Here is a 25949-nt window from a genome sequence, read left to right as displayed (position 1 = left end):
TCACTTTGCGCGGTAATGAAGCAATCGCGTGAAATCAGAGAGAAAAATGCATTTTCCCTCTTGCCACCTCGATGCTGTGCCGCTAATATTCGTCCCCGTTGTCACCGACAACACGTTGCGTTCATAGCTCAGTTGGTTAGAGCACCACCTTGACATGGTGGGGGTCGTTGGTTCGAGTCCAATTGAACGCACCATTCTGCGTCCGTAGCTCAGTTGGTTAGAGCACCACCTTGACATGGTGGGGGTCGGTGGTTCGAGTCCACTCGGACGCACCATTTCAGTCTTGGAATGGTGCAAATCCTCTTCTGATATCCTGATTTTTCCTAATCCCTTATTTTCATCATTGTTCTCCTGCTACGCTTTTCTTATGGAAAAAAAACAGGAAGACCGTCGATGAAGAAAATCGCGATTATCGGCTCCGGCCCCACAGGGATTTATACTTTTTATCATCTCCTTAAAAACAGCACCCCGCTCTCAGTTTCCATCTTTGAACAAGCCGAAGACGCTGGCGTGGGCATGCCCTATAACGATGACGATAATTCCCGGCTGATGCTGGCGAACATTGCGAGCATTGAAATCCCGCCCATTTTTATGACCTACCTCGACTGGCTCAAGGAACAGAGTGACGCTCATCTTGCGCGTTTCAGGGTTGATAAAGCCCGCCTGCATGACAGACAGTTCCTGCCCAGGCTCTTGTTGGGCGAGTATTTCCGCGACAGCTTTCTCTCCATCGTTAAAGAGGCAAAAAAGCGGGGATTCAACGTTGATGTCCATGAATCTGCGAAGGTCACCGACATCATTCCAGCGACAGCCGGCGTTACGCTTTCCGTAAACGGCAGCGTCTTGCCCGATCAATTCGACCTGGCGGTTATCGCCACCGGCCACGTCTGGCCAGATGAGGAGGAGGCCACGCGCACGTTCTTCCCAAGCCCCTGGTCCGGACTGATGGACGCCAGGATTCCTCCCTGCCGCGTCGGTATTATGGGGACATCGTTAAGCGGTCTCGACGCGGCCATGGCGGTAGTGATGCAGCACGGCGCGTTTCGAGACGATAAATTCGTGCTGGATAAGGGCAGCGAGGCATTAAACATTGTCCTGATGTCCCGGACGGGCATTCTGCCGGAAGCCGATTTTTACTGCCCTATCCCCTACGAACCGCTGTCGGTACTGACCGAACGCGCGGCTGAAAGCGAGATTGCCAAAGGATCGGATGGCCTGCTCGACCGTATATTTACCCTGATGGTGAAAGAGCTTCAGCTCGCTGACCCGACGTGGAGCGAGAAAATATCGCTGCATAAGCAGAACGCGGACAGCATCCGTGAGGCCTGGTTTGAGGATCGTAAACGGCACGGCCCCTTTACCTGGGCGGAAGAAAATCTCAACGAGGTTGAGCGGAACAAACGCGAGCGGCGCACCGTAGCCTGGCGCTATACCGTGCTTCGGCTGCATGAGGTGGTTCAGGAGATTGTTCCCCACCTCAACGAACGGGACAGAGAGCGCTTTAAGCAAGGCCTCGCCCGCGTATTTATCGACAACTATGCGGCCATTCCTCCGCAGTCTATCCGCAGGCTGCTCGCGCTTCGCGAAGCCGGCATCATCAGCGTGGCGACGCTCGGTGACGATTACACGCTGGATGTCGGCAGCGATCGAACGGTAATCACCACACAAGAGACCGTTTACCGTTTCGACGTTTTTATTGATGCGCGCGGGCAAAAGCCGCTCAAAACGAAAGACCTGCCCTTTCCGACGCTGCGCAAGCAGCTGGAAGCCACGGGCGAAGAGATACCCGACATCGGCGAGGATTACACCTTAAAAGCGCCTGACACCGTTCGCGGGCGCATCGCCTTCGGCGCGATACCGTGGCTGATGCACGATCGTCCCTTCGTTCAGGGGCTGGCGGAGTGTGCAGAGATTGCGGAAGCAATGGCGAAGGCGGCGGAAAAACCCGCGTCAGGATCGCGGCGGAGATTACCGTATATTGAGAACTGACAGGGCTTCCATGCCCTGCTGTTGCTGATTACTCGAAGAAGACTTCCGGGTTTTCAGACAGCGAAACGAAGGTTTTCGTCTCTTTATCCAGCGCGAGGATTTTGCCGCTTTCAATGTCGTACACCCAGCCGTGCAGTCGGATGGAATTATTACGCAGGCCCACCGCAACGGACGGGTGGGTCTTAATGTTGCTCAGCTGCGCAAACACGTTCTCCTGCACCATCGCATTGACCTTATCGATCGGCTTATCCCAGGTTTTCTTCTCAACCACGGCTTTCGCCGCGTCGGAATAGCGCAGCCAGTGTGACACAGCAGGCATCGGCTCCAGGTTCGCGTTATCGGCAATCGCCTTCATCGCGCCACAGTTGGAGTGACCACAAATCACGATATCCGTGACGCCCAGCGCCACCACGGCGTATTCGATGGTGGCTGACACACCGCCAGGCTCCGGTCCGAACGGCGGCACAATGTTGCCAGCATTACGAATGACAAAGAGTTGTCCTGGCTCTTGCTGGGTGACCAGTTCCGGGACCAGACGGCTGTCGGAGCATGAGATGAACAGCGCTTTGGGATTCTGGCTGGACGCTAAACTGCGGAAGAGTTCTTTACGTTGCGGGAAAATCTCTTTTTGAAAGCTGAGAAAACCTTCAATGATATGTTGCATAGCAATGTCTCTTTTATCTGTTTTAGTTTAGGTATGATCGCGATCACACTCGTAAAGTTTACCCATCGTGGTTTACTTCAGACAAGCAATATATTTCTGGCCCGACCGCTGCACAATCTCGTCCGCACTGGCCTGGATGTTCTGTCCTTCAAACGCGCCGTAAAGACGTTCAAAGGTTTTGCCTTCGAGATGACTCACCACCGACGCCACGGTGCGGGCCGGCAGCGGAAGATAATTCGGATAGCTCCACATAAACGAGACGGCGTCTTTACCCGGCGTCACCTGCAGAATATCGCCCACCAGCAACACCCCATCCCCCTCCTGCCAGTGCAGCACCGTTCCACCGGCAAAATGCCCGCCCAGACGCAGCAGGGTGACCGACGGGAAAATCTCCAGCGCATCGCCATCCCAGAAATGAATCGCCGGGCTGTCGCGCATGACCCACTCTCTGTCGCTGGCGTGCAGGTACACCGGCGCATCAAACGCCGCCGCCCACTCCTGCATCGTGGTGTAATAGTGCGGATGTGAAATCGCAATTGCGCTGATGCCGCCGAGGGCGGTAATGAGCGTTTTGGTTGCAGGGTCGAGGTTGGCGATGCAGTCCCAGAGAATATTCCCGTGGGGCGTTTGCAGGAGCAGCGCCCGCTGGTTGATCGCAAACGCTGGCACCGTTTTGATCCCAAACAGCCGCGGCTCCAGCTGCTGCCATTTGTTGGTATGCGTGGCGGTGACGGTGTCGAGATCGGTCCACGCCTGGCCCGTTGCGGGCACATACTGGCGCTCGTCCTCGCAAATTGGGCAACTGTCCGGCTGCGTATCGTAGGCGGTGCCACAGGTTTTACAGAGTGTAATCATGAGCGCTCCTCAGCGATAAAGCACTGAGTATGGCAGGGATTATCCTTATGTGCTGCGAGGTACATTGCTGGCGTTTTTTACCCTATACTGTGCCAGTATCAAAAACTGAACAGAGCAGGTGCCACATGGATATTGATCTCGATAACTTAGTCTTTAACGGTCTGGATGAAGCCGAAGAGCGTAATGCGGAACGTCTGGACGATGCAGACAAAAAAGCGCAGGCGATTGTCGCCGACGACGACTGCGGCGACGCCTGCAAGATCTAATAAAAAAGCACCGGGAAACCGGTGCTTTTTTATTTCACTCGTTAAACGTCACGCACACCTCGTTCCAGTACGTTTCGCGCGTGCGGCGCAGTTCAGCGTGACGTTTTATCATGGAACCACTCCGGGTCAATGTTGGCAACGTCCACGCCATACAGGCTGGCGACAGGCAGTATTGACTCAAGAACACGTTGCGCGCTGTTCTCCGCATTCACTGGTCGGGTCGCAAAAAACCGCCGTAACGTGCTGATCCACTTTTTCATCGTCTTACCCTCTCTCGCCGTGTCTGCCTTAAGTTAAACACCCAAACCTCGCGCGGGGGAAATACCAAAATCCACTGTCGATGTGCAGGATTTGCAAATAGCCTCCCGTTCTTTTCACTCTTCATTAACACCTTGTTCACTAATGCTTTTTTGCTCATAGCAAAGAACGATTTCTTATTTGGCGATAGCTTTCGCTTATGGGAGCGTAGCGGGGTAAAACAAAAACAATGGGATGGCGAATGACTATGGCAGCAAACATGAAAGGGTTTACCAAACGGACATGGGTTCTGGGATTACTGGCGGCGGGCAGCCTGCTTTCAGCGCAGGCGCAGGCCGATCAGCTGGCCGATATTAAGGCCGCAGGGGTGGTGAAAGTGGCCACCTTTGACGCCAACCCGCCGTTTGGCTCTATTGATGCAAAAACGCACGAGATCGTGGGCTATGACGTGGATTTCGCCAAAGCGCTGGCAAAATCGCTCGGCGTGAAGCTTGAACTGGTTGCCACCAATCCGGCTAACCGCATTCCGCTGCTGCAGTCCGGTAAAGCAGACCTGATCGTGGCGGATATCACTATCACCCCGGAACGCGCGCAGGTGATTGATTTCTCGACGCCTTACTTTGTCACCGGCCAGCAGTTCCTGGTCCCGGCTAAGTCCCCGGACAAGCTTGATGACTACAGCCGGGCGCGTATTGGCGCGGTCAAAGGAACGACGGGCGAGCAGGCGCTGCACCAGCGTTTCCCGCAGTCACGCGTGCTCTCGTATGACGATATTCCCCTGGCGCTGACGGCACTGCGCAACGGCAACGTGCAGGCCATTACCCAGGACAGCACCATTCTGGCCGGTCTGCTGGCGCAGGCGCCGGACAAAGCGAACTTCAAAATCCTGCCCGATCTGCTCAGTAAAGAAGAGATTGGCGTAGGGGTGAAAAAAGGTGAAACGGCGCTGCTGAAGGCCGTCAACGACGAGCTGGTCAATCTCGAGAAGAACGGCCAGGCGGCAAAAATCTACGACGTCTGGTTTGGTCCAGGCACCCCAGCTCCACAGCCTCGCGCCTTTAAGATAGAAGCTAAGTAATATGCTCTCAGGTTTATTTTCACACTCCGCGGCCGGTGCCGCGGATTTTTCACATCTGGAACAGGCTAGCGTCGAGTTTCGTCATGTGGACAAACGCTACGGTGACCATCAGGTTTTAAACGACATTAACCTCACCATTACGCCCGGTGAAGTGGTCGCCATCCTCGGTCCTTCGGGTTCCGGTAAATCCACCCTGATTCGTCTCATCAACCAGCTTGAAGCCCTGAGCGGCGGGGAGATTCTGGTCGACAACAAGCCGACAGGAAAGCTCTCCGGTACCGGGCTGCGTCAGCTGCGCAGCCGCGTGGGGTTTGTGTTCCAGCAGTTCAATCTTTACGCCCATCTTACCGCCAGCCAGAACATCACCCTGGCGCTGGAGCACGTTCACGGCTGGAAGCCGCAGCCTGCCCATGAGCGCGCGCTGGCATTGCTCGAGAAAGTCGGGATGCGGGAAAAAGCCCACCATTTCCCGGCAGAGCTTTCCGGTGGACAGCAGCAGCGCGTCGCGATTGCCCGCGCCCTGGCCTCTTCACCGCAAATCATCCTGTTCGATGAACCCACCTCCGCGCTGGATCCGGAGATGATTGGTGAAGTGCTGTACGTGATGAAAGCCCTCGCCCACAGCGGGATCACGATGATCGTGGTGACCCACGAGATGCAGTTTGCCCGGGAAATTGCCGACCGGATTGTGTTTATCGACGGCGGGCAAATTCTGGAAACCGCGCCACCGGCGCAGTTTTTCAGCCAGCCCTCGCATCCGCGCGCGCAGCGGTTCCTGCAAAAGGTGCTCAACCCGCTGCACCAGGAGCAGCTGTAATGCCCGCGCTCGACTGGCAGGGGGTACTGACCGGACAGCCTCTGCAGTGGATACTCTCCGGATTCCTCACCACCCTGTGGGTAACGCTTGCCGGGATGCTGCTGGCCAGCCTGCTCGCACTGCTCTTTATGCTTCTGCGCCTTTCCGGCGGACGCCTCGGGAACGCGGTCGTCAGCGGCTGGGTGTCGCTTTTTCGCAATACGCCGCTGCTGGTGCAGCTGCTGTTCTGGTATTTTGCCGCCTGGAACGGACTGCCGCAGGCGTTCCGCGACGCGGTGAACGCGGATCACAGCTGGTCAATTCTGCCCGGTGACGTCTGGTGGTTTACGCCCGAATTTTTATGTTCTGCCTGGGGGTTGGGCGTTTTTACCTCGGCGTTTTTAATTGAAGAAGTGGAATCGGGATTGCGTTCTGTTCCGGCCGGACAGCGGGAGGCGGCGCTCGCCCAGGGTTTCTCCGCGTGGCGTCTGTTTCGTTACATCCTTCTGCCGCAGGGGCTGGCCAACGCCTGGCAGCCGGTTGTGGGCCAGTACCTGAATCTGATGAAGCTCTCGTCGCTCGCCAGCGGAATTGGCTTTGCCGAGCTGACCTATCAGGTCAGGCAGATCGAGAGCTATAACGCGCACGCGCTGGAGGCCTTTACCCTCGGTACCGCACTCTATCTCCTGACCGGTCTGGCGATGGGGATGGTGCTGGTTCGCGTCGGACCTCAAGCGAAACGTAAGCGCCCGATCGTCGTCACCTCAGGGAGTGAGAAACATGATTGCCGGACTTAACGTCATCACCGATAACCTCGATTACCTGCTGTGGGGACGCGCGGCAACGGGTGAACCGGGGGGCGTACTGCTCTCGTTGATGATGGCGGTTGGGGCCGCCGTCATCGCTCTGCCCGGTGGCATAGTGCTCGCGTGTCTGGCCTGGCGCTTTACCGGGCTGGTGCGAAAGGCCCTCTTTTTGTGGGCAGAGTTGATTCGCGGTATCCCGCTCATCTTCGTGATTTTCTGGATGTGGTATCTCCTGCCGCTTATGACCGGAGGCGATCTGCCGGGGGCGCTGACCGTCACGCTGGCCCTGGCCTGGTTTACCGCGGCAACCGTAATGCATTCGGTGCTGGCCGGACTTAATGCGCTACCGTCCGGGCAGTACGAGGCCGCCCTGTCTCAGGGCTTCAGCACGCAGCAAACCCTGTGGCGCGTGCTGCTGCCGCAGGCGCTGAGGAATATTCTGCCGTCGCTGGTGGGGATATTTATCAGCCTGCTGAAGGATACGTCGCTGGCGTTTATCGTGAACGTTCCTGAGCTGACCACGGTGGCGGGACAGGTCAACAACCGGGTGCAAATCTACCCGGCGGCCATTTTTATCTTTACGGGCGTGGTCTACTACCTGCTCTGCTGCTCGCTCGAACAGCTTGCGAAACGCTGGCGCATTACCCGGCCAGCGCTTTAACCACCGTTTCCATCGCTTCAGTTGTCAGTTCACTGCGCTTAACGCGCTGGTTCGCCAGCGCGGTACGCAGGACTCCGGCAATGACAATATGCTTCGGCTCCTGCCCTAAATCACGCATCTCAAGCACCACCTTCCCGACCACCCGGCACATCTCCTGATACAGCGCTTCATCTTTGGTCACGTTACCCATCGTCATCACTCCATTGCCTTTTAAACGTTGAGCTTAAATGATTCTCCTGCCGGATACAAAAAAGAAGCCCGGCGAGAGACTTGCCGGGCTTCATCTGTAAAATCAGTAAATTAGTTGTTTACTGGGATGACCGCGCCTTTGTACTTGGTGCGGATCCAGTCCTGAATCTCTTTCGAGTGCAGCACGTTCACCAGCGCAACGATATCTTTCTTCTTCTCGTCACCGCGATGCACGGTAATGATGTTGGCGTACGGGTTATTTTCACCGCTCTCTACCGCAATCGGGTCGTGAACCGGATCCAGACCCGCGTCAATCGCGTAGTTGGCGTTGATCACCACCGCATCACCTTCGTTGTTGTTGTACATCTGCGGCAGCAGAGAGGCTTCCACGTTCGGCGTGAACTTCAGCTTTTTCGGGTTCTCAACGATGTCGCTGATGCGCGCGGTCACTTTGTCGATGCCCGGCTTTAGCTTAATCACGCCCTCTTTCTCGAAGATGGAGAGAATGCGCCCCTCTTCAGAAACCGCGTCACGCATGATGATCTTGCCACCTTCCGGCAGGTCCTTCAGCGACTTGTATTTTTTGGAGTAGATGCCGATTGGCTCAATGTGGATCGCACCCGCACTGACAAAATCGTAGTCTTTATCGCCCGCATGATCTTTCAGCACGCTGTTCAGGTAAGGGATATGCTGGAAATAGTTCGCGTCGATGTCATGACCCGCCAGCGCGGTGTTCGGCAGAATGTAGTCCTGGAACGGTTTAATCTCCAGGTCGATACCCTGCTTCGCCAGAATCGGCTTTGCCTGCTCCAGAATTTCGGCGTGCGGCGTGTTGGATGCGCCCACGGTCAGGGTGTCGGCCCAGGAGGCGAAGCTCAGGGCGCTCAGGGTTGCGGCGGCGATCAGTGTCAGTGTCTTTTTCATGATGTGGTTCCTGTGTGTATTTATTAGCGTTTATCTAACAGTGAAGTAATGACATCGCCGCAGAACTGGATAATGAAAACGATGATTAAAATGGTCACCGTTGCCACCAGCGTGACGTCACCATGGTTGCGCTGGAATCCTTCCAGATAAGCCAGATTTCCCAAACCACCGGCGCCAATCACCCCCGCCATTGCGCTATAGCTCACCAGCGCAATCAGCGTCACCGTAATACCCGATACCAGTGCGGGTGATGATTCCGGCAGTAAAACCCGAAACACTAACGTGCTCAGTCGTGCGCCCATCGAGCGCGTTGCTTCGATGACGCCTTTATCCACTTCACGCAGGGCGATTTCCACCAGGCGCGCGTAGAACGGTGCCGCGCCCACAATCAGCGCCGGCAGCGCCGCGTTGGCGCCAAGAATGGTGCCGACGACGGTCTTGGTGAACGGGATCAGCAGGACGATCAAAATGATGAACGGAATGGAGCGGAACACGTTCACCACAATCGAAATGACGCTATAGACCGTGCGGTTGTGGAACAATCCGCCGCGCGCGGTTAAAAACAGCGCCAGCCCCAGCACGATACCCAGCACAAAGGTCGCCACGCCGGACAGCGCGGTCATGTACAGCGTCTCCAGCGTCGCCGCCCAGAGCTGATCCCACTTCAGATGCGGAAAGAGATTCTCAGCCATGTTTAATCACCTCGCCTTCAATATCGCTGTGCTTCAGGTCGGCGAGGATATTGTTCAGTTGTTCATCGGATGCCACTACATGTACCCAGAGCTGGCCAAACACGCCGTGGGCGGTTTGCGTCATTTTTCCGTGCAGGATGTTAAACGGCAGGCCGTAGCGCAGGGTCAGCTCACCCACGATCGGCTTATGGGTGCTGTGCCCGGTAAAGGTCAGCCTGATGACCGTGCCTTCCAGATCGTTTGCCAGTTCGGTATTGAAGGTTTCTTCCTCAGCGTACTGGCTTACCTGACGGACAAACTGCTGCGTAATCGGCTGCTGCGGATGGGTAAAGACGCTCAGCACGTCGCCCTCTTCCACGACTTTACCGTTCTCCATCACCGCCACGCGGTCGCAGATTTTGCGCACCACGTGCATCTCGTGGGTGATCAGCACGATGGTCAGCCTGAAGCGGCGGTTAATATCCAGCAGCAGATCGAGGATCTGATCGGTGGTCTGCGGGTCGAGCGCGGACGTGGCCTCATCGCAGAGCAGCACGTCAGGGCTGTTAGCCAAAGCGCGCGCAATGCCCACGCGCTGCTTTTGCCCGCCGCTCAGCTGGGACGGGTACGCATTCTCGCGCCCCTTCAGCCCTACCAACTCCACCAGTTCCGCGACGCGGGCGGTGATTTTTGCTTTAGGTACTCCGGCGATCTGCATGGAGAAAGCAATGTTTTCGTTTACCGTGCGCGACCACAGCAGGTTGAAGTGCTGGAACACCATGCTGATTTTCAGGCGCGCCTGGCGCAGCGCTTCCCCCTTCGCAGCAGAGATGTCCTGCCCGTTAATGGTGACGCTTCCGGCGCTGGGTTTTTCCAGGCCGTTCAGCAGACGGATCAGCGTGCTTTTCCCGGCTCCGCTGTAGCCAATAATTCCGTAAATCTGTCCCTGCTCTATCGTCAAATTGACGTTATCAACGGCAGTCAGCGCGACCTTTCCGTTGTCAAAAACCTTCGAAATATTCCTGAGTACAATCATTCTTATTCTTTATCCGTTTCGCGCATGGCTGTTTAGCAGTATGGATGTCCAAACGATAGTAAACAGGCGTTATCAGCTTTCAAATGAACAAAAAAGAATTTGTTATAACTTTAAGAAATAAACAGCGGATTTACAGGGTGGGAAGCATTTAGACCAATTTCAGCAATGATTATCTGCCGGATGCATATCTGCCGGTAGATGCCCGCAAAAAACGGTCATTTTTACAGCATTTCATGCCGATATAGCCATCCTCACATCCAGACAACTTTACGTCTTGCTGTCCTGACTTCCAAAAATGGCATTTATATTCTTTTCTGTTCTAAAGAGCAGTGAATGGTTCTTTATTGAGAAAATTTCGCCGCCCTATCATCCCGTCATGACATCCAGAAAGGAAAACATCATGACGATTTATCACTCCGTCACTGAACTGATTGGCCGTACCCCGCTTATCCAGCTGCACAAGCTTGATACCGGTCCCTGCTCGCTGTTCCTGAAGCTGGAAAACCAGAATCCGGGCGGCTCTATTAAGGATCGCGTTGCGCTGTCGATGATTAACGAAGCGGAGCGTACCGGCCAGCTGCAGCCGGGCGGCACGATTATTGAGGCAACGGCGGGGAATACCGGTCTCGGTCTGGCGCTGATCGCCGCCCAGAAAGGCTACTCGCTGATCCTGGTGGTGCCGGACAAAATGAGCCGCGAGAAGATTTTCCACCTGCGCGCGCTGGGTGCCCAGGTGGTGCTGACCCGCTCCGACGTTAACAAGGGCCACCCCGCCTATTACCAGGATTACGCCCAGCGCCTGGCCAATGAGCTGCCCGGCGCGTTTTACATCGACCAGTTCAATAACGAAGCCAACCCGCTGGCGCACCGCACCACCACGGCACCTGAACTGTACGAACAGCTTGACGGCCAGATCGACGCCATCGTGGTGGGCGTCGGCTCAGGCGGTACGCTGGGCGGCCTGCAGGCGTGGTTCGCCGAGCACTCTCCGCACACGGAGTTTATCCTGGCTGACCCGGCCGGATCGGTGCTGGCCGACCAGGTGGAAACCGGACGCTATCACGACGCGGGCTCCTGGCTGGTTGAGGGTATTGGCGAAGACTTTATTCCGCCGCTGGCCCACATTGAAGGGGTGAATCGCGCCTGGCGCATCACCGACCGCGAGGCCTTCACCACCGCGCGCGATCTGCTGAAAACGGAAGGTATTCTGGCGGGCTCCTCCAGCGGTACGCTGCTGGCGGCTGCGCTGAAATATTGCCAGGCGCAGAGCACGCCGAAGCGCGTGGTGACCTTCGCCTGCGATAGCGGCAATAAGTATCTCTCGAAGATGTTCAACGATGACTGGATGCGTCAGCAAGGGCTCATCACGCGCCCTCAGGCCGGCGATCTCTCGGACTACATCGCCCTGCGCCACGATGAAGGCGCCACCGTTACCGCCGCCCCGGACGACACGCTTTCCACCGTCCTGGCGCGCATGCGCCTGTATGACATCTCCCAGCTGCCGGTGCTGGAGAACGGCAAGGTGGTGGGCATTATCGACGAGTGGGATCTCCTGCGGCACATCGGCGGCGACGGCGATCGCTTCGCGCTTCCGGTGACGGCAGCCATGACGCGTCAGGTGGAGTTCCTCGACAAACACGCCCCGGAAAGCGCCCTGAACGCCATCTTCGACCGCGGTCTGGTGGCCGTGATTAATGACAATGACCGTTTTCTCGGTCTGATTACGCGCAGCGACGTGCTGACCGCATGGCGCAACCGTCTACAGCAATAAAGGAATAGATGATGAAAAACCTGGCAACCCTGAGCGTCCACAGCGGCGAGTTCAACGACCAGCACGGTGCCGTCATGCCGCCGATTTACGCCACCTCAACGTTTGCGCAACCATCACCCGGCGAGCATACCGGCTATGAGTATTCCCGCAGCGGTAACCCCACCCGCCACGCGCTGGAAACCGCCATCGCCGAACTGGAAAGCGGCACGCGCGGCTACGCCTTTGCCTCCGGCCTGGCGGCCATCTCCACGGTGCTCGAACTGCTGGACAAAGACAGCCATATTGTCGCCATTGATGACGTTTACGGCGGGACGTACCGCCTGATTGAAAACGTGCGCAAGCGCAGCACCGGCCTGCAGGTCAGCTGGGTTAAACCGGACGACTTAGCCGGGCTTGAGGCCGCCATTCGCCCGGATACCCGCATGGTGTGGGTCGAAACGCCAACTAACCCGCTGCTGAAGCTGGCGGATCTGGCGGCGATTGCGGCGATCGCCCGTCGTCATAACGTCATCAGCGTGGCGGATAACACCTTCGCGTCGCCGGTGATCCACCGTCCGCTGGAGTCGGGTTTCGATATCGTGGTGCACTCCGCCACCAAATACCTGAACGGCCACTCTGACGTGGTGGCCGGGCTGGCGATTGTCGGGGACAACAGGGAACTGGCGGATAAGCTGGGCTATCTGCAAAACGCGGTGGGCGGCGTCCTGGATCCGTTCAGCAGCTTCCTGACGCTGCGCGGTATTCGCACGCTGGCGTTGAGGGTAGAAAAGCACAGCACCAACGCGCTGGCGATTGCGCAATGGCTGGATCAACATCCTCTGGTCGAAAAGGTGTTCTATCCCGGCCTGGAATCGCATCCACAGTATCAGCTTGCCCGCACGCAGATGGCCCTGCCCGGTGGGATGATTTCCGTCGTGGTAAAAGGCGATGCGCAACGCGCCACCGAGGTGATTCGCAACCTGAAGCTGTTCACCCTCGCGGAGAGCCTCGGCGGTGTGGAAAGTCTGGTGAGCCAGCCTTACAGCATGACCCACGCCTCGATTCCGCTTGAGCAACGGCTGGCAAACGGCATTGTGCCGCAGCTGATCCGGCTGTCAGTCGGGATTGAAGATCCGAAAGACCTGATTGCCGACCTCAGCCAGGCGCTGCAAAAATAAGCAAAACGCGGCAGGTCAATCACCTGCCGCCATAACTTGTCATCATGGCTTAACGCCTTGATAACAATATTATGTGAAACTGCACCGATTATTTCTGAAACACCGTTTCCATTTTCCTTTTATCTTAAAATCAGCGTATAATGCGCGCCTAATCCCTGGTGAATGGTTTCAGCGCTTGGAATACAAAAAACAACGTACAACTTCTCCTCTCCTTCGTTGGGCTGTCACTCAGGCACACTTTCTTCTGCACGCTCATTTGATGTCTCCTATCCTTAGTGCGTGTCATATACTCTTTTGCAACACAGGTTTGACTCCGCGGCGGTGCGCCCCCGGAGCGAGATTTCCATATCCTTCCCAACTTAAAGACTAAGACTGTCATGAAAAAGACGAAAATTGTTTGTACTATCGGCCCGAAAACCGAATCTGAAGAGATGCTGACCAAAATGCTGGACGCCGGCATGAACGTGATGCGTCTGAACTTCTCCCACGGTGACTATGCAGAACACGGTCAGCGTATCCAGAACTTGCGCAACGTGATGAGCAAGACCGGTAAAAAAGCCGCGATCCTGCTGGATACCAAAGGTCCAGAAATCCGTACCATCAAACTGGAAGGCGGTAACGACGTCTCTCTGAAAGCGGGCCAGACCTTCACCTTCACTACCGACAAATCCGTTGTCGGCAACAGCGAAATCGTTGCAGTGACCTATGAAGGCTTCACCAGCGATCTGTCCGTCGGTAACACCGTACTGGTAGACGATGGTCTGATCGGTATGGAAGTCACCGCTATCGAAGGTAACAAGGTTATCTGTAAAGTGCTGAACAACGGCGACCTGGGCGAAAACAAAGGCGTTAACCTGCCGGGCGTTTCCATCGCGCTGCCAGCCCTGGCTGAAAAAGACAAGCAAGACCTGATCTTCGGTTGCGAGCAAGGCGTTGACTTCGTTGCCGCTTCCTTCATCCGTAAACGTTCCGACGTGGTTGAAATTCGTGAGCACCTGAAAGCGCACGGCGGCGAGAAGATCCAGATCATCTCCAAAATTGAAAACCAGGAAGGCCTGAACAACTTCGACGAAATCCTCGAAGCGTCTGACGGCATCATGGTTGCACGTGGCGACCTGGGCGTAGAAATCCCGGTTGAAGAAGTGATCTTCGCGCAGAAGATGATGATCGAGAAATGTGTTCGCGCGCGTAAAGTGGTAATCACCGCAACGCAGATGCTGGACTCCATGATCAAAAACCCACGCCCAACCCGCGCAGAAGCAGGCGACGTGGCAAACGCCATCCTCGACGGTACTGATGCCGTTATGCTGTCCGGCGAATCCGCAAAAGGTAAATATCCGCTGGAAGCGGTGTCCATCATGGCCACCATCTGCGAACGTACCGACCGCGTAATGAAAAGCCGTCTGGACTACAACAACGACAGCCGCAAGCTGCGCATCACCGAAGCGGTATGCCGCGGTGCAGTAGAAACGGCTGAGAAACTGGAAGCACCACTGATCGTAGTGGCCACCCAGGGCGGTAAATCAGCTCGCGCGGTGCGTAAATACTTCCCGGATGCGACTATCCTGGCGCTGACCACCAACGAAACCACTGCCCGTCAGCTGGTGCTGAGCAAAGGCGTGATCCCTCACCTGGTGAAAGAGATCGCGTCTACGGATGATTTCTATCGTCTGGGTAAAGAAGTGGCGCTGGAGCTGGTTGATCGCGGTCTGGCACAGAAAGGTGACGTTGTGGTCATGGTTTCTGGCGCGCTGGTTCCAAGCGGAACGACCAATACCGCATCTGTTCACGTGCTGTAATAATTCCCGAACGAATTAATTTTGATAAAAAGCGCCCTCCGGGCGCTTTTTTTATTCCTGGCATTAGCCAAAGTCATTCAAATTGCAAATCGGGTTTCTCTATTTAATTGCGAATTATCTAAGATGAATCCGATGATAAATGTCTTTTTTTACATAGATTTTTGCCCGAAAAGGGCTGATTCGATGCTTCTTTGAGCGAACGATCAAAAATAGGTGTATTCCCATCAAAAAAATATTCTCAACCCAAAAAACTTTGTGTAATACTTGTAACGCTACATGGAGATTAACTCAATCTAGAGGGTATTAATAATGAATCGTACTAAACTGGTACTGGGCGCGGTAATCCTGGGTTCTACTCTGCTGGCTGGTTGCTCCAGCAACGCTAAAATCGATCAGCTGTCTTCTGACGTTCAGACTCTGAACGCTAAAGTTGACCAGCTGAGCAACGACGTGAACGCAATGCGTTCCGACGTTCAGGCTGCTAAAGACGACGCAGCTCGCGCTAACCAGCGTCTGGACAACCAGGCTACTAAATACCGTAAGTAATAGTACCTGTTAATAAAATGGCGCACATCGTGCGCCATTTTTTTTGCCTGCGACAAACGGCTACTGCGTCACCTTCTCCCCTTCATCTTCCGCTACCGCTGCGGACACCCGACTGTTCTGCACCGACAACACGCTATTGCTGGCTGACGGGCCGCTGCCTGACGACACGATAACCGGGATCCCGGCGCGGCGTGACAGGGCTTTCTCAATCAGCGCCTTATCGCTTCCGGCCTGAGAAACAAAGGTCGCAAACTCTGCAGAATGGTTAATGGGCGAGACCTGCGGGTTTTCTCCCTCGACCTGCGCCAGCGGACGGTGGACTTCAATATAGCGTTTACCATCCGGCTCCACGGCGAACTTCACGGGTTCATTGATAATCTGTACCCGCGTACCAACCCGCACCTGTTCGAACAGGGCTTTGATGTCCGGGGCATTCATCCGCATGCAGCCGGAGCTGACCCGCAGGCCGACGCTGTCCGGCGCGCTGGTGCCGTGGATGAGATATTCCCCATTCCCCACGCCTAAACGCAGTGCGAAGCGTCCAAGAGGGTTATTTGGCCCGGCAGGTACCACCGGCGGTAATTTAATTCCCTGCTCCAGAGAGCGTGCTCTGATGCCCGGCGTAGGTGTCCAGGTGGGATTCGGGATTTTCTGGCTCACGCGCGTGGTCGTGACCGGTGTTTCCAGCCCCAGCTGTCCTATGCCGAGCGGGAAGACCTGAACGATGTTTTCTCCCGGCGGGAAGTAGTAGAGCCGAAGCTCTGCGAGGTTCACCACGATGCCCTCGCGCGGCGTGTCCGGCAGCAGCATCTGCGACGGGATGGTAATGACGGTTCCCGGCGCAGGGTTTACCGGCGCAATGGTATTGTTCGTTTCCAGGATCACCTGCGCCGCCGTATTAAACCGGCGGGCGATGGTCTGCAGCTTATTATCCCCTTCCTGTATCGTGTAGGTTTGATTTTGCCCAATCAGACGACTGCCTGCGGGCGGCAACGGATAGTCCATCGCGCGGGCCGAATTAAGTGCGCCGAGCGAACTGAGGAGTAATAGAGTTATTAGAGACGCGCGCTTCATGCTGAGATTCCTTATTCACTGACAGAACGCCAGAAAGCTGAAAAACCAGCGAGGCGGGAACCACCTCGCGAAACAGAATGAATGCTGTTCTGTAAGTCTAGCTAAGGATTGCAGCTTTGGCGCGGATCGCGCGAATCATCGCTTCCAGCCCCTGGGATCGGGACGGGGTGAGGTGTTGGGTCAGGGCCATTTTTTCAAACCACGGACGGACGTCGAACGCGACAATATCCTGCGCCGACATCCGGTGATAAAGAATAAAGACGACCGCAATAAGCCCTTTTACAATTGCCGCATCGCTGTCGCCGTGCAGTTCAATCGTGCCGTCATCCGACTGCGCCATCACAATCCACACCTGGCTTTGACAGCCCTGAATACTGTTTTCCGGGGTATGCGCCTCTTCACCGAGCGGCGGCAGACGCTGCCCCAGCTCGATGATATAAAGGTACTTCTCTTCCCAGTTTGCGCAACGCCCAAAGTTGCGCAGTAATTTATCTTTGTCCGGCAGTTCCGCCATCTTTCGCCTCTCCGTTAGCCCAGGAGTTGGTGAATGCGCTTAAGCCCCGCCACCAGCCTGTCGACCTCTTCCATTGTGTTGTACATCACCAGCGACGCGCGGCACATTGCTGGTACCTGGTAAAACGCCATCAGCGGCATGGCGCAGTGGTGCCCGGTACGGACCGCCACGCCGTAGTTATCGAGGAAACTACCCACGTCATAGGCGTGATGTTTCCCAAGATTGAACGCAATCACCCCTTGCCGGTCGGCAGGCCCGTAGAGGGTCAGATCCGGCACGCTGGCAAGCTCGGCAAGCGCATAGTGCATAAGCAGCTGTTCGTACTCCTGAATGCTGTCAAGGCCGATCGCGGAGACGTAGGACACCGCCGCCCCCAGCCCGATAATCCCGCCAGTGTTGGGCGTACCCGCCTCAAAACGCCACGGCGCGCGCGCGTAGGTGGTGCCTTCCGTCAGGCTTACGGTGGCGATCATCGACCCGCCCCCTTCCCACGGCGGCATCGCCTGCAGGATGTCTTCTTTCACATACAGCACGCCAATCCCCGTCGGCCCGTAGAGCTTGTGTCCCGAGAACACGTAGAAATCGCAGTCCAGCGCCTGGACGTCAACCGCGTGGTGCATCACCGCCTGAGCGCCGTCAATCAGCACCTTCGCGCCCGCCTGATGGGCCTTTTCGACAATCTCTGCCACCGGGTTTTCCGTCCCCAGCACGTTGGAGACCTGGGTGACCGCCACCAGCCGCGTTTTATCGTCGAGCAATGCGTCAAGCTGCTCGAGCTGCAGCGTCCCGTCAGCATTCAGCGGGATCACCCGCAGCTGCGCGCCAACGCGCTCGCAGAGCATCTGCCACGGCACGATATTGGCGTGGTGCTCCATCTGGGTGATGATGATGTTATCCCCAGCGTGGACCTGCGCGTTGCCCCAGCTGTTAGCGACAAGGTTGATCCCTTCGGTGGTTCCGCGCACGAAGACCAGCTCTTCAGGCGAACGTGCATTGAGGAAAGCGGCCAGTTGCGTACGCACGTTTTCCATACGCTGGGTCGCCTCGGCGCTCAGGGTATGAATACCGCGATGCACGGCGGCGTAGCCGTGGCGATAAAACTCGGCTTCCGCATCCACCACCTGATTCGGCTTCTGCGCGCTGGCCGCGCTGTCCAGATAGGCCAGAGGCAGACCGTTCACTTCACGGGTCAGAACCGGGAAATCTGCCCGTACTTTCTCGACGGGAAAACTCATGCTTCGCCTCCAGGCAGACGCTGACCGATACGCGCCAGCACCTGCTGTTTTAACTGACCATCGTGCAGCGCTTCCGTCAGTTCGGCGGCAAACGCATAGATAATCATTTTCTGCGCCGCCTGCTGGTCGATACCGCGGGAACGCAGGTAGAACATCTGCTCGTCGTCGATCCGCCCGACCGTCGCACCGTGGCTGCACTTCACGTCGTCGGCGTAGATCTCCAGCTGCGGTTTGGTGTCCACCTCCGCCAGGCGCCCTAACAGCAGATTGTTGTTGGTCATTTGCCCGTCGGTTTTAATGGCGTGCTGGGCCACGTTAATCAGCCCGTTAAACACCGCGCGGCCTCTGTCGCTGACGATGGTTTTATGCAGCTGGCGGCTGTTGCAGTAGCCCCTGTTGTGCTCCAGCCAGGTGCGCGTGTCGCACACCTCTGATTTAACCGGCATCGCCAGGCTGTTGATGCGCAGCGTAGTGTTTTCACCGTTAAGCTGCGTGCTGGTGTTGTGGCGCAGCACCGCCCCGCCGAGCAGGAAGCTATGGCTGTACGCTGCGGCATCCTGACCCAGCACGATATCGTTATGGGCAAAGTGGTGGCTCTGCGCATTTTCAAACGCCAGCTTGATATGGTGAAGCTGCGCGTTAGCGGCTACGTTCATTGTCAGACGCGACCCGGTAAAGTGGCGGGTGTCGTTGAGGCTGACGTAATGTTCGATTACCGTGGCCTCCGCCCCCTCCGCCAGCTCAAGATGATGACGATAGTGCGCGGTGTTGATTTCGTCGCCGTCCAGCCCCTGGGTGATGTGCATCAGCAGCAGCGGTTTGGCCGGACGCTGGTTACGCTTCACGCGGATGTGCGTCACGCCGCGGGCCAGGCTCTCGGTCAGGTGCAGGAACACCTCAGGCTGAACCGGGGCGCTCAGGGGCGGGCGTTCGTCGTTTATCTCAACCTCAAATCCGCTCGCCTGGAGAGCATCGCTCAGTTCCGGACGGAACTCACCGTCGACGAACACCATGCGCACGGCATCCACGCGCACTGCCAGCGCATCACGCTGCGCAGGCGTGAGATCCGCCAGACGGGTCACAAACTCGGCGTTCAGCAGGCCATCAAGTGGGGTGTACTTCCAGTTCTCATGCTTACGCGTCGGCAAGCCGAGACGCAGCATCTGCTGCAGATGCTGCTGCGCCTGCTCAGAGCGCGTGCCGCCCTGGGCTTCAAACAGCCTGTGCCACTGCTGGAGTGCATTACTGCTGTTCGGTAAGCCAGCCATAACCCTGCTCCTCCAGTTGTTTAACCAGCGTGAAATCACCGGATTTCACAATACGTCCCTGGTAAAGCACGTGAACGTAATCCGGCTTGATGTAGTCCAGAATGCGCTGGTAGTGAGTGACGATGATGAACGAACGCTTGCCGTCGCGCAGGGAGTTCACGCCGTCAGCGACAATCTTCAGGGCGTCGATATCCAGACCGGAGTCGGTCTCATCCAGAATGCACAGCTCGGGCTCCAGCACCGCCATCTGCAGAATGTCGTTACGCTTTTTCTCGCCGCCGGAGAAGCCAACGTTCACCGAACGGGTCAGCAGATCCTCCGGCATTTTCAGCAGCTTGATCTTCTCTTCCATCAGGTCCTGGAAGTCGAAGCGGTCCAGCGCCTCCAGGCCGCGATACTTACGCACCGCATTCAGCGCCGTCTGCAGGAAGAACTGGTTGCTGACGCCCGGAATTTCGACCGGGTACTGGAAGGCCATAAAGATGCCCTCTCCCGCGCGGTCTTCCGGCGACATCTCCAGCAGGTTTTTGCCGTTAAACTCGACCGAGCCGTTGGTCACCTCATAATCTTCGCGCCCCGCCAGCGTCGCAGAAAGCGTACTTTTCCCGGAACCGTTCGGCCCCATGATGGCGTGGACTTCACCCGGTTTGACGTCAAAATTGAGGCCACGCAGGATGGCTTTGTCTTCTACGCTAACCTGTAAATCTTTAATGCTTAACATGTGCTTTCCTTAACCGACGCTGTGTTCAAGACTAATGGCGAGGAGTTTCTGGGCTTCAACGGCAAATTCCAGCGGCAGTTCAGAGAACACGTCCTTACAGAAGCCGTTGACGATCATCGAGATGGCGTCTTCTTCGCTGATCCCGCGCTGCAGGCAGTAGAAGAGCTGATCTTCCCCAATCCGCGACGTCGTCGCCTCGTGCTCCAGCTGGGCCGTGTTGTTACGGCACTCGACGTACGGGAAGGTATGCGCCCCGCAGTCGGCACCGATCAGCATCGAGTCACACTGGGTGAAGTTACGCGCATTGGTGGCCGTCGGCATGATTTTCACCAGCCCGCGATAGCTGTTCTGGCTATGCCCGGCGGAAATCCCTTTCGAGATGATGGTGGATTTGGTGTTTTTACCGATATGGATCATCTTGGTGCCGGTATCGGCCTGCTGATGCCCGCTGGTCAGCGCTACCGAGTAAAACTCGCCGATGGAGTTATCCCCGCGCAGAATGCAGCTCGGGTATTTCCAGGTGATGGCAGAGCCGGTTTCTGACTGGGTCCACGACATCTTGCTGTTTTCGCCTTCGCACAGCGCGCGCTTGGTGACGAAGTTCAGGATACCGCCGGTATTGCCGTCGCCCGGGAACCAGTTTTGCACCGTGGAGTATTTCACCTCGGCGTCTTTGTGGATGATGACCTCCACCACCGCCGCGTGTAGCTGATAGCTGTCGCGAACCGGGGCGGAGCACCCTTCGATATAGCTGACGTAGCTGCCTTCATCCGCGACCAGTATCGTGCGCTCGAACTGACCGGTTTTTTCGGCATTGATGCGGAAATAGGTCGAAAGCTCCATCGGACAGCGCACGCCTTTCGGCACATAGATAAAGGTGCCGTCAGAGGCTACCGCCGCGTTGAGCGCCGCAAAGAAGTTGTCGTTAGAGGGCACCACGGTCCCAATGTACTTTTTCACCAGTTCCGGGTGATCGTGAATCGCTTCGCCGAAGGAGCAGAAAATGATCCCCTGCTCTGCCAGCTTCTCGCGGTAGGTGGTCGCCACCGAGACGGAGTCGAAAATGGCGTCCACCGCCACCTCTTTGCCCTCACGCACGGGCACGCCCAGCTGGTTAAAGGCTTCTTCCACCTCTTTGCTGAGGAAGCTGTTCTCCGCGCCGGTTTGCTGCACCGCGCCGGGCTGCGAGGCGCAGGTGTCGTCACAGCTGCCGCAGGACGGGGCAGAATAGTAGCTGTAATCCTGATAGTTCAGCTTGTCATAATGCGCTTTCAGCCAGTGCGGCTCTTCCATCTCCAGCCAGGCGCGGAAGGCGCTCAGGCGGAACTCCAGCATCCACTCCGGCTCGTTACGTTTCGCCGAGATCGCCCGCACGACATCTTCGTTGATGCCTTTCGCCAGCTCGTCGGTCTGCAGCTGGGTGAAGAACCCCTCTTTATAGTTGAGGTGCCCACCGCCCCAGGTATTTACTTCACTCGTTGCTTCAGTATTACGAGACATAGTACCGCCTATACCCCAAAGCTTTCGCCGCAGCCGCATTCATTCTGGGCTTTCGGGTTATGAAATTTGAATAACTGGTTTAAGCCTTCGCGGACGTAGTCCACTTCGGTGCCGTCAATAAACGGCATGGCCTGCAGCGCGACGTACAGTTTCGCGCCGTCCGTCTCGAACACCAGGTCATCTTTCTCGGGTTCGGTGACGGTATCGAGCACGTAGCCAAAACCCGCGCAACCGGTCTGTTTGACGCCCAAACGCACGCCGAGGATTTCGGGCTTTTTCGCCACCACCTCGTGAATATGTGCCGCCGCCGCTGGCGTGAGCGTTAAGCCGCGCCAGGCAAAATCGGCAGGATTAAAGGTTTCTGAATGCAGTTCCATAGGTCCACCTCATCTGATAAGCCATCAGGGCATAACACCATGTTAGTGATAACGATTATCACTTCAACCCTCTGTCAGCAGGGGCATTCGGCTAAACCGCCCTTTTTGCCTACTTTTATTAAGCATAGACCCTATGCCAGGATGTAGTCAGGATGGATGTATTTGTTCAATGCATTGATAAATAATGCATTTCGTCGCGGCATTTATGACGGAGAGGAGAAAAGTAAAATATGCATCGGAAATGCCTATTTTTGAGATAGCTTTTGCTCAGAAAATGACAAAAACAAAAAAAGGCCCTGAAGGCCTCTGACGATCAGTGATGAAATGAGACAGCAAAACCCTGTTCACGCCAGTGGTCGAGCTGTTCCTGCTGGCGAGGCGTTGGGGATTTCCCCGTCCAGACGAAGATTTTTTGCCCCGGGAAGAGTTCAGGACGCGGCGAATCAATAGGTTCCGCCAGGACGTCAATGTGCCAGCCTTTCTGCGATAAGCGCGCGGCTTCGAGCCACAGGTGGGTGCGGTCATCGCATTCCCAGCCAATCAGGAGCGCGTCTTTACCGGCTTTTTTGCGGGACTCCGCTAGGCTTGCAATAGCGAACTCGATCAGTACGCCGTCAAACAGGCTCGCCATGTGACGCACGGTGTTTTGATCCTGATTCATTCGCTGACGGACAGGAGAGATAATGCTGTCAATCAGCGCGTCTATCGCGTGATCGCGGCGGAATTCACTGATTTTGGCGCGCAGCTTTGCCGGGCTGGCGTAACGCAGAACGGTCATCATCTCTTCCTGGAACGAGACCCAGTTACCCTGAGTCAATACTTCCTTGTTTTCCAGCAAGGCTTTGACTTTTCCGACCGAGACGCCGCTCTTCATCAGGCGCTTGATCTCTTCGATACGCAGGATATCTTCATCGTCAAACTGACGATGACCCCCTTCGCTTCGCTGCGGCTTCAACAATCCATAACGGCGCTGCCAGGCACGCAGCGTAACGGGGTTGATACCGCATCGTTCGGCCACTTCGCCGATACTGTAATAGGCCATTAACTCCCTCACGCTCAGAACTTCCATACCTAACTACACCAACCTTATCAGATTGTACACACCATTTGTATAACTAAGACCGCATTTTGAACGCGTGAATGGGCTTCTTTTCCGTCCACCTGTTAATACATTGTTGTATAAAATTTGCCGCCCGTACAGTGAAGTCTACCAAATTGTGTACAACTTCATCAGAAGTCGAACTTTTTCTCCGGCCACGCAATCGCGGGAATACCGCCATGTCGCGGGCTGGCGAAAAGATGCCCCTGGAACTGGGAAATCCCCGCGGACTCCAGCCACATCCACTCTTCAGCCTTCTCTACCCCCACCGCGCAGAACTGAATCTCAAGCGAGGAGCAGCATTTGATAATCGCCTGAATAATGGCCTGCCGGGGGCCACTTTTATGCACGTTCGCGACCAGATCGCGATTAATCTTAATTCTGTCCGGCTGGAACTGAGCCAGCAGCTGCAGCCCGGCAAAACCGGCGCCAAAGTGATCGATCGTCACGCTGATGCCCGCGCTTTTTAACTGCCTCACTGAATCCGTGAATTCATCAAAACGGGAAATGGCTTCGCTCTCAGTGAACTCCACGACGATTTGCTCGGGTACAAACCCATTTGCTTCAATCGCGGTGAGCAGGAAATCCACGGCGTTGGGAATGTTGACGAGCGTCATGGGCAGCAGGTTAAGTGACAACGTCTGATCCTGTAGCCCCAGCGCGCTGGCCATGGAGAGTGCCACCTGCTTGCTCTGTAAATCAGAGGCATACACCTCGTCACGCGGCAGATTGGCAAAGTAATCTCCCGGCGCACCGCCGTCAGGCGTGCGGAGAAGCGCCTCCCAGGAGACGACCTGCTGCATAAACGGATCGACTATCGGCTGGAACGCAAAGCTGCAATCCGCCCCTTTCGCGACCACCTCGGGCTGTGCAGACAAACGCGTTTCCTCGCGAACGAATTCCCAGGAATCCGCAGGCGGCAGTTCAAAATAGTTCGCTTTTTCCGTGGCCTCGACAAAGGTGCGGAAAAACTGCAGCGGACGGTCGTTATACGTCAGCTGATAGCGTGTCGTCCCCCTGTTGAGCACCTGTTGCAGCACTTCGTCCCTGTCGAAGTGGCGCAAATCAAAAAGCTCCATGCCCGCGTTGCCAAAGCGTCGGACAGGCCCGTGATCGCGCATCAGCTCCACCACGTTATGGTGGCGCGGGTCGCTGCAAATCTGCTCATAGATGGCAGAAACGTGTTCCACTGGCCCTTCAAGCAGCTGGAAAAAATGTGTGCCGTTGAAAAGCAGGATCCCCGTGACGTTGGATTGCCGATTTTTACTATTTGCTGCAGCGACCATTGTTTCCAGCGCCTTCACTGGAACGTCCTCGCAGATATGACTGCGGTAAATGATGGTTGTGAGCATGCGATTCCTGGGGTTAGGGTTTTGACCACAAAAAAGGTGGATAAGGATCTTTTATAGCACATTAATTGCCTGACAAATAATTTACATCTCAACCGTTTATGGCAGTTAATGATACTTTTTTCCGTGCTGTACAACTTACCAGCGCCAGACCTTTTTGTACAATATATCCTGTAACATTACCGTCTCACTAAACAACCATAACAATATGAAATTAAAGTAATTTATAAAATATATCGAAAAAACATTAAAAATCTGTACATTTTAAGTGTACAGATTTGGAAATTATGTATACCTTAATTGTAACGTTAGTGATTACAAAATTTTACAGGAGCGAAACATGCAGCAGAAAGGTTACGCCACAGATTCCGCAGCAGCGATCGCACAGTACTTCGAAAAGGCCGCGCTTCCTACTCAACAGGAGACGCTGGGCCAGGTGGTTGTCGAAATCCTCAGCGACGGGCGAAACCTTAATCGCAAATCGCTCTGTACCAAACTGCTCAGCCGCCTCGAAAAGGCCGAGGGGCCGGAAGAGGAAGAGCATTACCACATGCTGCTTGGTCTGCTCTTCGAACGATAACGTGATGAATAGCAGTGACGCAGATCGACTGATCGACCAGCTTATCGGTGAAGCCGTTCTCTCTCTTCTGAAAGAGCGGGGGCCAGTGACAACCGAAGGATTGCTGCAGCGTCTGCGGAGCATGAAAGAACATGAAAAGGATCCCCGGCGGCGGGAGACACTTGCGGTGGTGATTGCCGACATCGGCTCAAACAGCATCGCCTTTACACGTCGCAGAACCGCGCAAGGACGAACAAACAGAGAGGGACCTCTCAACGATAACAGAGACAATGTAGTGCCGTTATTTGGAAGTGGAAAACCGTCCGACCCCAAAAAAATACATTGACTGCAATTTAACAGCTACGGTGAGAACAAATGAGACAAAATATTCAGCTTCAACCCGAATACCATTCTGCTTTTTTAGACAGTGCGCTGTCGGAGTATTTCCGTCACGCAGGCGATCGTTTTGCTGAAGAGTCCGCTGTTTTTTCTACTGCAGTACGCTGTGTTCTGGCCTCTGAAGGTCATCTGTCTAATAAGGCGATCATCCTCTGGCTCATTCAGACGCTGGAAGCCACCCACGATGTGGTTCAGGCGGATGTGATTCGTAAGACTCTGGAAATCGTGGTGGGTTACACGATGGACGATCTGTAAGCTCCTGCGCTCAACGCCTCCTAACGTGTCATCGTCAAAACTGACGAACAGTCTGACGATGACACGCGCCTTTCCCGCGTAACACCCTGTAAAACTGGCAAAGCCAACCTGGCACGGTTCCTGCTTACCTCTG

29 protein-coding genes and 2 tRNA genes are annotated in these 25949 nt (G+C 55.7%); 15 read left to right on the top strand and 16 right to left on the bottom strand.

Annotation, left to right across the window (positions count from 1 at the left end):
- Positions 1-117 precede the first annotated feature (117 nt).
- From L370_RS05860 to L370_RS05870, 3 genes are all read left to right on the top strand, one after another.
- Positions 118-194 (top strand) — tRNA-Val (locus L370_RS05860).
- A 4-nt stretch (positions 195-198) separates the two neighbouring features.
- A tRNA-Val gene (locus L370_RS05865) sits at positions 199-275 on the top strand.
- Between the two features lie 118 nt (positions 276-393).
- Positions 394-1989, top strand: a complete 1596-nt coding sequence (locus tag L370_RS05870; protein WP_023335426.1) for an FAD-NAD(P)-binding protein — start codon at positions 394-396, stop codon at positions 1987-1989.
- A 28-nt stretch (positions 1990-2017) separates the two neighbouring features.
- Here the strand turns inward: L370_RS05870 and L370_RS05875 are convergent, their stop codons facing one another.
- Positions 2018-2653: a carbonic anhydrase gene (locus tag L370_RS05875; protein WP_023335425.1), complete on the bottom strand. Its 636-nt coding sequence runs from the start codon at positions 2651-2653 to the stop codon at positions 2018-2020.
- Between the two features lie 72 nt (positions 2654-2725).
- Complete coding sequence (locus L370_RS05880) at positions 2726-3508, bottom strand: MBL fold metallo-hydrolase (RefSeq protein WP_023335424.1); 783 nt, start codon at positions 3506-3508, stop codon at positions 2726-2728.
- A gap of 125 nt (positions 3509-3633) precedes the next feature.
- Here L370_RS05880 and L370_RS23470 point away from each other — a divergent pair, with 125 nt between their 5' ends.
- Positions 3634-3774 carry a hypothetical protein gene (locus L370_RS23470; RefSeq protein WP_023335423.1) on the top strand — a complete coding sequence of 47 codons (141 nt, stop codon included), beginning with the start codon at positions 3634-3636 and terminating at the stop codon, positions 3772-3774.
- 92 nt (positions 3775-3866) lie between these two features.
- On the opposite strand, the gene L370_RS23565 is transcribed toward L370_RS23470, so the two are convergent.
- Complete coding sequence (locus L370_RS23565; protein WP_014831607.1) at positions 3867-4034, bottom strand: hypothetical protein; 168 nt, start codon at positions 4032-4034, stop codon at positions 3867-3869.
- Positions 4035-4291: 257 nt separating this feature from the next.
- Between L370_RS23565 and L370_RS05895 the strand changes: the two genes are divergently transcribed.
- From L370_RS05895 to L370_RS05905, 4 genes are read left to right on the top strand one after another with little or no spacing between them, the layout of a single operon-like run.
- Positions 4292-5110: an ABC transporter substrate-binding protein gene (locus L370_RS05895; protein WP_032639107.1), complete on the top strand. Its 819-nt coding sequence runs from the start codon at positions 4292-4294 to the stop codon at positions 5108-5110.
- 1 nt (position 5111) lies between these two features.
- The gene (locus L370_RS0122085) at positions 5112-5927 is read left to right on the top strand and encodes an amino acid ABC transporter ATP-binding protein (protein WP_023335421.1); all 816 of its coding nucleotides are present in this window, start codon (positions 5112-5114) and stop codon (positions 5925-5927) included.
- Positions 5927-6703, top strand: coding sequence for an amino acid ABC transporter permease (locus L370_RS05900; protein WP_023335420.1), 777 nt, complete (start codon positions 5927-5929; stop codon positions 6701-6703). The genes L370_RS0122085 and L370_RS05900 overlap by 1 nt, the downstream gene beginning before the upstream one ends.
- The gene (locus tag L370_RS05905; RefSeq protein ID WP_023335419.1) at positions 6687-7373 is read left to right on the top strand and encodes an amino acid ABC transporter permease; all 687 of its coding nucleotides are present in this window, start codon (positions 6687-6689) and stop codon (positions 7371-7373) included. Before L370_RS05900 ends, L370_RS05905 begins: the two co-directional genes overlap by 17 nt.
- On the opposite strand, the gene fumD is transcribed toward L370_RS05905, so the two are convergent.
- The 4 genes from fumD to L370_RS05925 form a co-directional block, all read right to left on the bottom strand.
- Positions 7354-7563: a fumarate hydratase FumD gene (fumD, locus tag L370_RS05910; RefSeq protein WP_008500615.1), complete on the bottom strand. Its 210-nt coding sequence runs from the start codon at positions 7561-7563 to the stop codon at positions 7354-7356. The genes L370_RS05905 and fumD overlap by 20 nt on opposite strands.
- A gap of 110 nt (positions 7564-7673) precedes the next feature.
- Positions 7674-8486 (bottom strand): MetQ/NlpA family ABC transporter substrate-binding protein, encoded by an 813-nt coding sequence (locus L370_RS05915; protein WP_008500616.1) that lies wholly within the window; start codon positions 8484-8486, stop codon positions 7674-7676.
- A gap of 23 nt (positions 8487-8509) precedes the next feature.
- Positions 8510-9178 carry a methionine ABC transporter permease gene (locus L370_RS05920; protein ID WP_008500617.1) on the bottom strand — a complete coding sequence of 223 codons (669 nt, stop codon included), beginning with the start codon at positions 9176-9178 and terminating at the stop codon, positions 8510-8512.
- Positions 9171-10193: a methionine ABC transporter ATP-binding protein gene (locus L370_RS05925; protein ID WP_023335418.1), complete on the bottom strand. Its 1023-nt coding sequence runs from the start codon at positions 10191-10193 to the stop codon at positions 9171-9173. The genes L370_RS05920 and L370_RS05925 overlap by 8 nt, the downstream gene beginning before the upstream one ends.
- 400 nt (positions 10194-10593) lie before the next feature.
- On the opposite strand from L370_RS05925, the gene L370_RS05930 reads away from it, so the two are divergent.
- The 4 genes from L370_RS05930 to lpp all read left to right on the top strand — a co-directional run bounded on the left by L370_RS05930 (position 10594) and on the right by lpp (position 15466).
- Positions 10594-11964, top strand: coding sequence for a pyridoxal-phosphate dependent enzyme (locus L370_RS05930; protein ID WP_023335417.1), 1371 nt, complete (start codon positions 10594-10596; stop codon positions 11962-11964).
- 11 nt (positions 11965-11975) lie between these two features.
- Positions 11976-13121 carry a trans-sulfuration enzyme family protein gene (locus L370_RS05935; protein ID WP_023335416.1) on the top strand — a complete coding sequence of 382 codons (1146 nt, stop codon included), beginning with the start codon at positions 11976-11978 and terminating at the stop codon, positions 13119-13121.
- Between the two features lie 377 nt (positions 13122-13498).
- On the top strand, positions 13499-14920 hold the full coding sequence (pykF, locus tag L370_RS05940) for a pyruvate kinase PykF (protein WP_023335415.1): 1422 nt from the start codon (positions 13499-13501) through the stop codon (positions 14918-14920).
- 309 nt (positions 14921-15229) lie between these two features.
- Positions 15230-15466: a murein lipoprotein Lpp gene (gene lpp, locus L370_RS05945; RefSeq protein ID WP_001082307.1), complete on the top strand. Its 237-nt coding sequence runs from the start codon at positions 15230-15232 to the stop codon at positions 15464-15466.
- Between the two features lie 60 nt (positions 15467-15526).
- On the opposite strand, the gene L370_RS05950 is transcribed toward lpp, so the two are convergent.
- From L370_RS05950 to L370_RS05990, 9 genes are all read right to left on the bottom strand, one after another.
- On the bottom strand, positions 15527-16540 hold the full coding sequence (locus L370_RS05950; protein ID WP_023335414.1) for a L,D-transpeptidase LdtE: 1014 nt from the start codon (positions 16538-16540) through the stop codon (positions 15527-15529).
- Between the two features lie 97 nt (positions 16541-16637).
- A complete protein-coding gene (gene sufE / locus L370_RS05955) occupies positions 16638-17054 on the bottom strand; it encodes a cysteine desulfuration protein SufE (protein ID WP_023335413.1) in 417 nt (138 codons plus the stop codon).
- A gap of 14 nt (positions 17055-17068) precedes the next feature.
- Positions 17069-18289 carry a cysteine desulfurase SufS gene (sufS, locus tag L370_RS05960; RefSeq protein WP_023335412.1) on the bottom strand — a complete coding sequence of 407 codons (1221 nt, stop codon included), beginning with the start codon at positions 18287-18289 and terminating at the stop codon, positions 17069-17071.
- Complete coding sequence (gene sufD, locus L370_RS05965; protein WP_023335411.1) at positions 18286-19557, bottom strand: Fe-S cluster assembly protein SufD; 1272 nt, start codon at positions 19555-19557, stop codon at positions 18286-18288. The genes sufS and sufD overlap by 4 nt, the downstream gene beginning before the upstream one ends.
- A complete protein-coding gene (gene sufC / locus L370_RS05970; protein ID WP_023335410.1) occupies positions 19532-20278 on the bottom strand; it encodes a Fe-S cluster assembly ATPase SufC in 747 nt (248 codons plus the stop codon). The genes sufD and sufC overlap by 26 nt, the downstream gene beginning before the upstream one ends.
- Before the next feature lie 9 nt (positions 20279-20287).
- Positions 20288-21778, bottom strand: a complete 1491-nt coding sequence (gene sufB / locus L370_RS05975; RefSeq protein WP_023335409.1) for a Fe-S cluster assembly protein SufB — start codon at positions 21776-21778, stop codon at positions 20288-20290.
- A gap of 8 nt (positions 21779-21786) precedes the next feature.
- Positions 21787-22155 carry a Fe-S cluster assembly scaffold SufA gene (gene sufA, locus L370_RS05980; protein ID WP_023335408.1) on the bottom strand — a complete coding sequence of 123 codons (369 nt, stop codon included), beginning with the start codon at positions 22153-22155 and terminating at the stop codon, positions 21787-21789.
- Between the two features lie 313 nt (positions 22156-22468).
- Positions 22469-23197, bottom strand: coding sequence for a MerR family transcriptional regulator (locus L370_RS05985; protein ID WP_023335407.1), 729 nt, complete (start codon positions 23195-23197; stop codon positions 22469-22471).
- A 188-nt stretch (positions 23198-23385) separates the two neighbouring features.
- On the bottom strand, positions 23386-24606 hold the full coding sequence (locus L370_RS05990; protein ID WP_023335406.1) for a diguanylate phosphodiesterase: 1221 nt from the start codon (positions 24604-24606) through the stop codon (positions 23386-23388).
- Between the two features lie 337 nt (positions 24607-24943).
- On the opposite strand from L370_RS05990, the gene ycgZ reads away from it, so the two are divergent.
- From ycgZ to L370_RS06000, 3 genes are read left to right on the top strand one after another with little or no spacing between them, the layout of a single operon-like run.
- Complete coding sequence (ycgZ, locus tag L370_RS05995) at positions 24944-25183, top strand: regulatory protein YcgZ (protein WP_023335405.1); 240 nt, start codon at positions 24944-24946, stop codon at positions 25181-25183.
- Between the two features lie 4 nt (positions 25184-25187).
- A complete protein-coding gene (locus L370_RS0122080; protein WP_032638280.1) occupies positions 25188-25508 on the top strand; it encodes a hypothetical protein in 321 nt (106 codons plus the stop codon).
- A 29-nt stretch (positions 25509-25537) separates the two neighbouring features.
- Positions 25538-25816, top strand: a complete 279-nt coding sequence (locus tag L370_RS06000; protein WP_023311323.1) for a biofilm/acid-resistance regulator YmgB/AriR — start codon at positions 25538-25540, stop codon at positions 25814-25816.
- Positions 25817-25949: the final 133 nt, after the last annotated feature.

The organism is Enterobacter sp. MGH 24 (assembly GCF_000493015.1).
In the GTDB taxonomy this organism is placed as follows: domain Bacteria; phylum Pseudomonadota; class Gammaproteobacteria; order Enterobacterales; family Enterobacteriaceae; genus Enterobacter.
This window is presented reverse-complemented; position numbering and strand designations above follow the sequence as displayed.

What these genes read in the sequence shown, in the direction of transcription:
- L370_RS05870 (WP_023335426.1), top strand. Translation starts at nt 394, where the DNA reads ATGAAGAAAATCGCGATTATCGGCTCCGGCCCCACAGGGATTTATACT.
- L370_RS05875 (WP_023335425.1), bottom strand. Translation starts at nt 2,653, where the DNA reads ATGCAACATATCATTGAAGGTTTTCTCAGCTTTCAAAAAGAGATTTTC.
- L370_RS05880 (WP_023335424.1), bottom strand. Translation starts at nt 3,508, where the DNA reads ATGATTACACTCTGTAAAACCTGTGGCACCGCCTACGATACGCAGCCG.
- L370_RS23470 (WP_023335423.1), top strand. Translation starts at nt 3,634, where the DNA reads ATGGATATTGATCTCGATAACTTAGTCTTTAACGGTCTGGATGAAGCC.
- L370_RS23565 (WP_014831607.1), bottom strand. Translation starts at nt 4,034, where the DNA reads ATGAAAAAGTGGATCAGCACGTTACGGCGGTTTTTTGCGACCCGACCA.
- L370_RS05895 (WP_032639107.1), top strand. Translation starts at nt 4,292, where the DNA reads ATGAAAGGGTTTACCAAACGGACATGGGTTCTGGGATTACTGGCGGCG.
- L370_RS0122085 (WP_023335421.1), top strand. Translation starts at nt 5,112, where the DNA reads ATGCTCTCAGGTTTATTTTCACACTCCGCGGCCGGTGCCGCGGATTTT.
- L370_RS05900 (WP_023335420.1), top strand. Translation starts at nt 5,927, where the DNA reads ATGCCCGCGCTCGACTGGCAGGGGGTACTGACCGGACAGCCTCTGCAG.
- L370_RS05905 (WP_023335419.1), top strand. Translation starts at nt 6,687, where the DNA reads ATGATTGCCGGACTTAACGTCATCACCGATAACCTCGATTACCTGCTG.
- fumD (WP_008500615.1), bottom strand. Translation starts at nt 7,563, where the DNA reads ATGGGTAACGTGACCAAAGATGAAGCGCTGTATCAGGAGATGTGCCGG.
- L370_RS05915 (WP_008500616.1), bottom strand. Translation starts at nt 8,486, where the DNA reads ATGAAAAAGACACTGACACTGATCGCCGCCGCAACCCTGAGCGCCCTG.
- L370_RS05920 (WP_008500617.1), bottom strand. Translation starts at nt 9,178, where the DNA reads ATGGCTGAGAATCTCTTTCCGCATCTGAAGTGGGATCAGCTCTGGGCG.
- L370_RS05925 (WP_023335418.1), bottom strand. Translation starts at nt 10,193, where the DNA reads ATGATTGTACTCAGGAATATTTCGAAGGTTTTTGACAACGGAAAGGTC.
- L370_RS05930 (WP_023335417.1), top strand. Translation starts at nt 10,594, where the DNA reads ATGACGATTTATCACTCCGTCACTGAACTGATTGGCCGTACCCCGCTT.
- L370_RS05935 (WP_023335416.1), top strand. Translation starts at nt 11,976, where the DNA reads ATGAAAAACCTGGCAACCCTGAGCGTCCACAGCGGCGAGTTCAACGAC.
- pykF (WP_023335415.1), top strand. Translation starts at nt 13,499, where the DNA reads ATGAAAAAGACGAAAATTGTTTGTACTATCGGCCCGAAAACCGAATCT.
- lpp (WP_001082307.1), top strand. Translation starts at nt 15,230, where the DNA reads ATGAATCGTACTAAACTGGTACTGGGCGCGGTAATCCTGGGTTCTACT.
- L370_RS05950 (WP_023335414.1), bottom strand. Translation starts at nt 16,540, where the DNA reads ATGAAGCGCGCGTCTCTAATAACTCTATTACTCCTCAGTTCGCTCGGC.
- sufE (WP_023335413.1), bottom strand. Translation starts at nt 17,054, where the DNA reads ATGGCGGAACTGCCGGACAAAGATAAATTACTGCGCAACTTTGGGCGT.
- sufS (WP_023335412.1), bottom strand. Translation starts at nt 18,289, where the DNA reads ATGAGTTTTCCCGTCGAGAAAGTACGGGCAGATTTCCCGGTTCTGACC.
- sufD (WP_023335411.1), bottom strand. Translation starts at nt 19,557, where the DNA reads ATGGCTGGCTTACCGAACAGCAGTAATGCACTCCAGCAGTGGCACAGG.
- sufC (WP_023335410.1), bottom strand. Translation starts at nt 20,278, where the DNA reads ATGTTAAGCATTAAAGATTTACAGGTTAGCGTAGAAGACAAAGCCATC.
- sufB (WP_023335409.1), bottom strand. Translation starts at nt 21,778, where the DNA reads ATGTCTCGTAATACTGAAGCAACGAGTGAAGTAAATACCTGGGGCGGT.
- sufA (WP_023335408.1), bottom strand. Translation starts at nt 22,155, where the DNA reads ATGGAACTGCATTCAGAAACCTTTAATCCTGCCGATTTTGCCTGGCGC.
- L370_RS05985 (WP_023335407.1), bottom strand. Translation starts at nt 23,197, where the DNA reads ATGGCCTATTACAGTATCGGCGAAGTGGCCGAACGATGCGGTATCAAC.
- L370_RS05990 (WP_023335406.1), bottom strand. Translation starts at nt 24,606, where the DNA reads ATGCTCACAACCATCATTTACCGCAGTCATATCTGCGAGGACGTTCCA.
- ycgZ (WP_023335405.1), top strand. Translation starts at nt 24,944, where the DNA reads ATGCAGCAGAAAGGTTACGCCACAGATTCCGCAGCAGCGATCGCACAG.
- L370_RS0122080 (WP_032638280.1), top strand. Translation starts at nt 25,188, where the DNA reads ATGAATAGCAGTGACGCAGATCGACTGATCGACCAGCTTATCGGTGAA.
- L370_RS06000 (WP_023311323.1), top strand. Translation starts at nt 25,538, where the DNA reads ATGAGACAAAATATTCAGCTTCAACCCGAATACCATTCTGCTTTTTTA.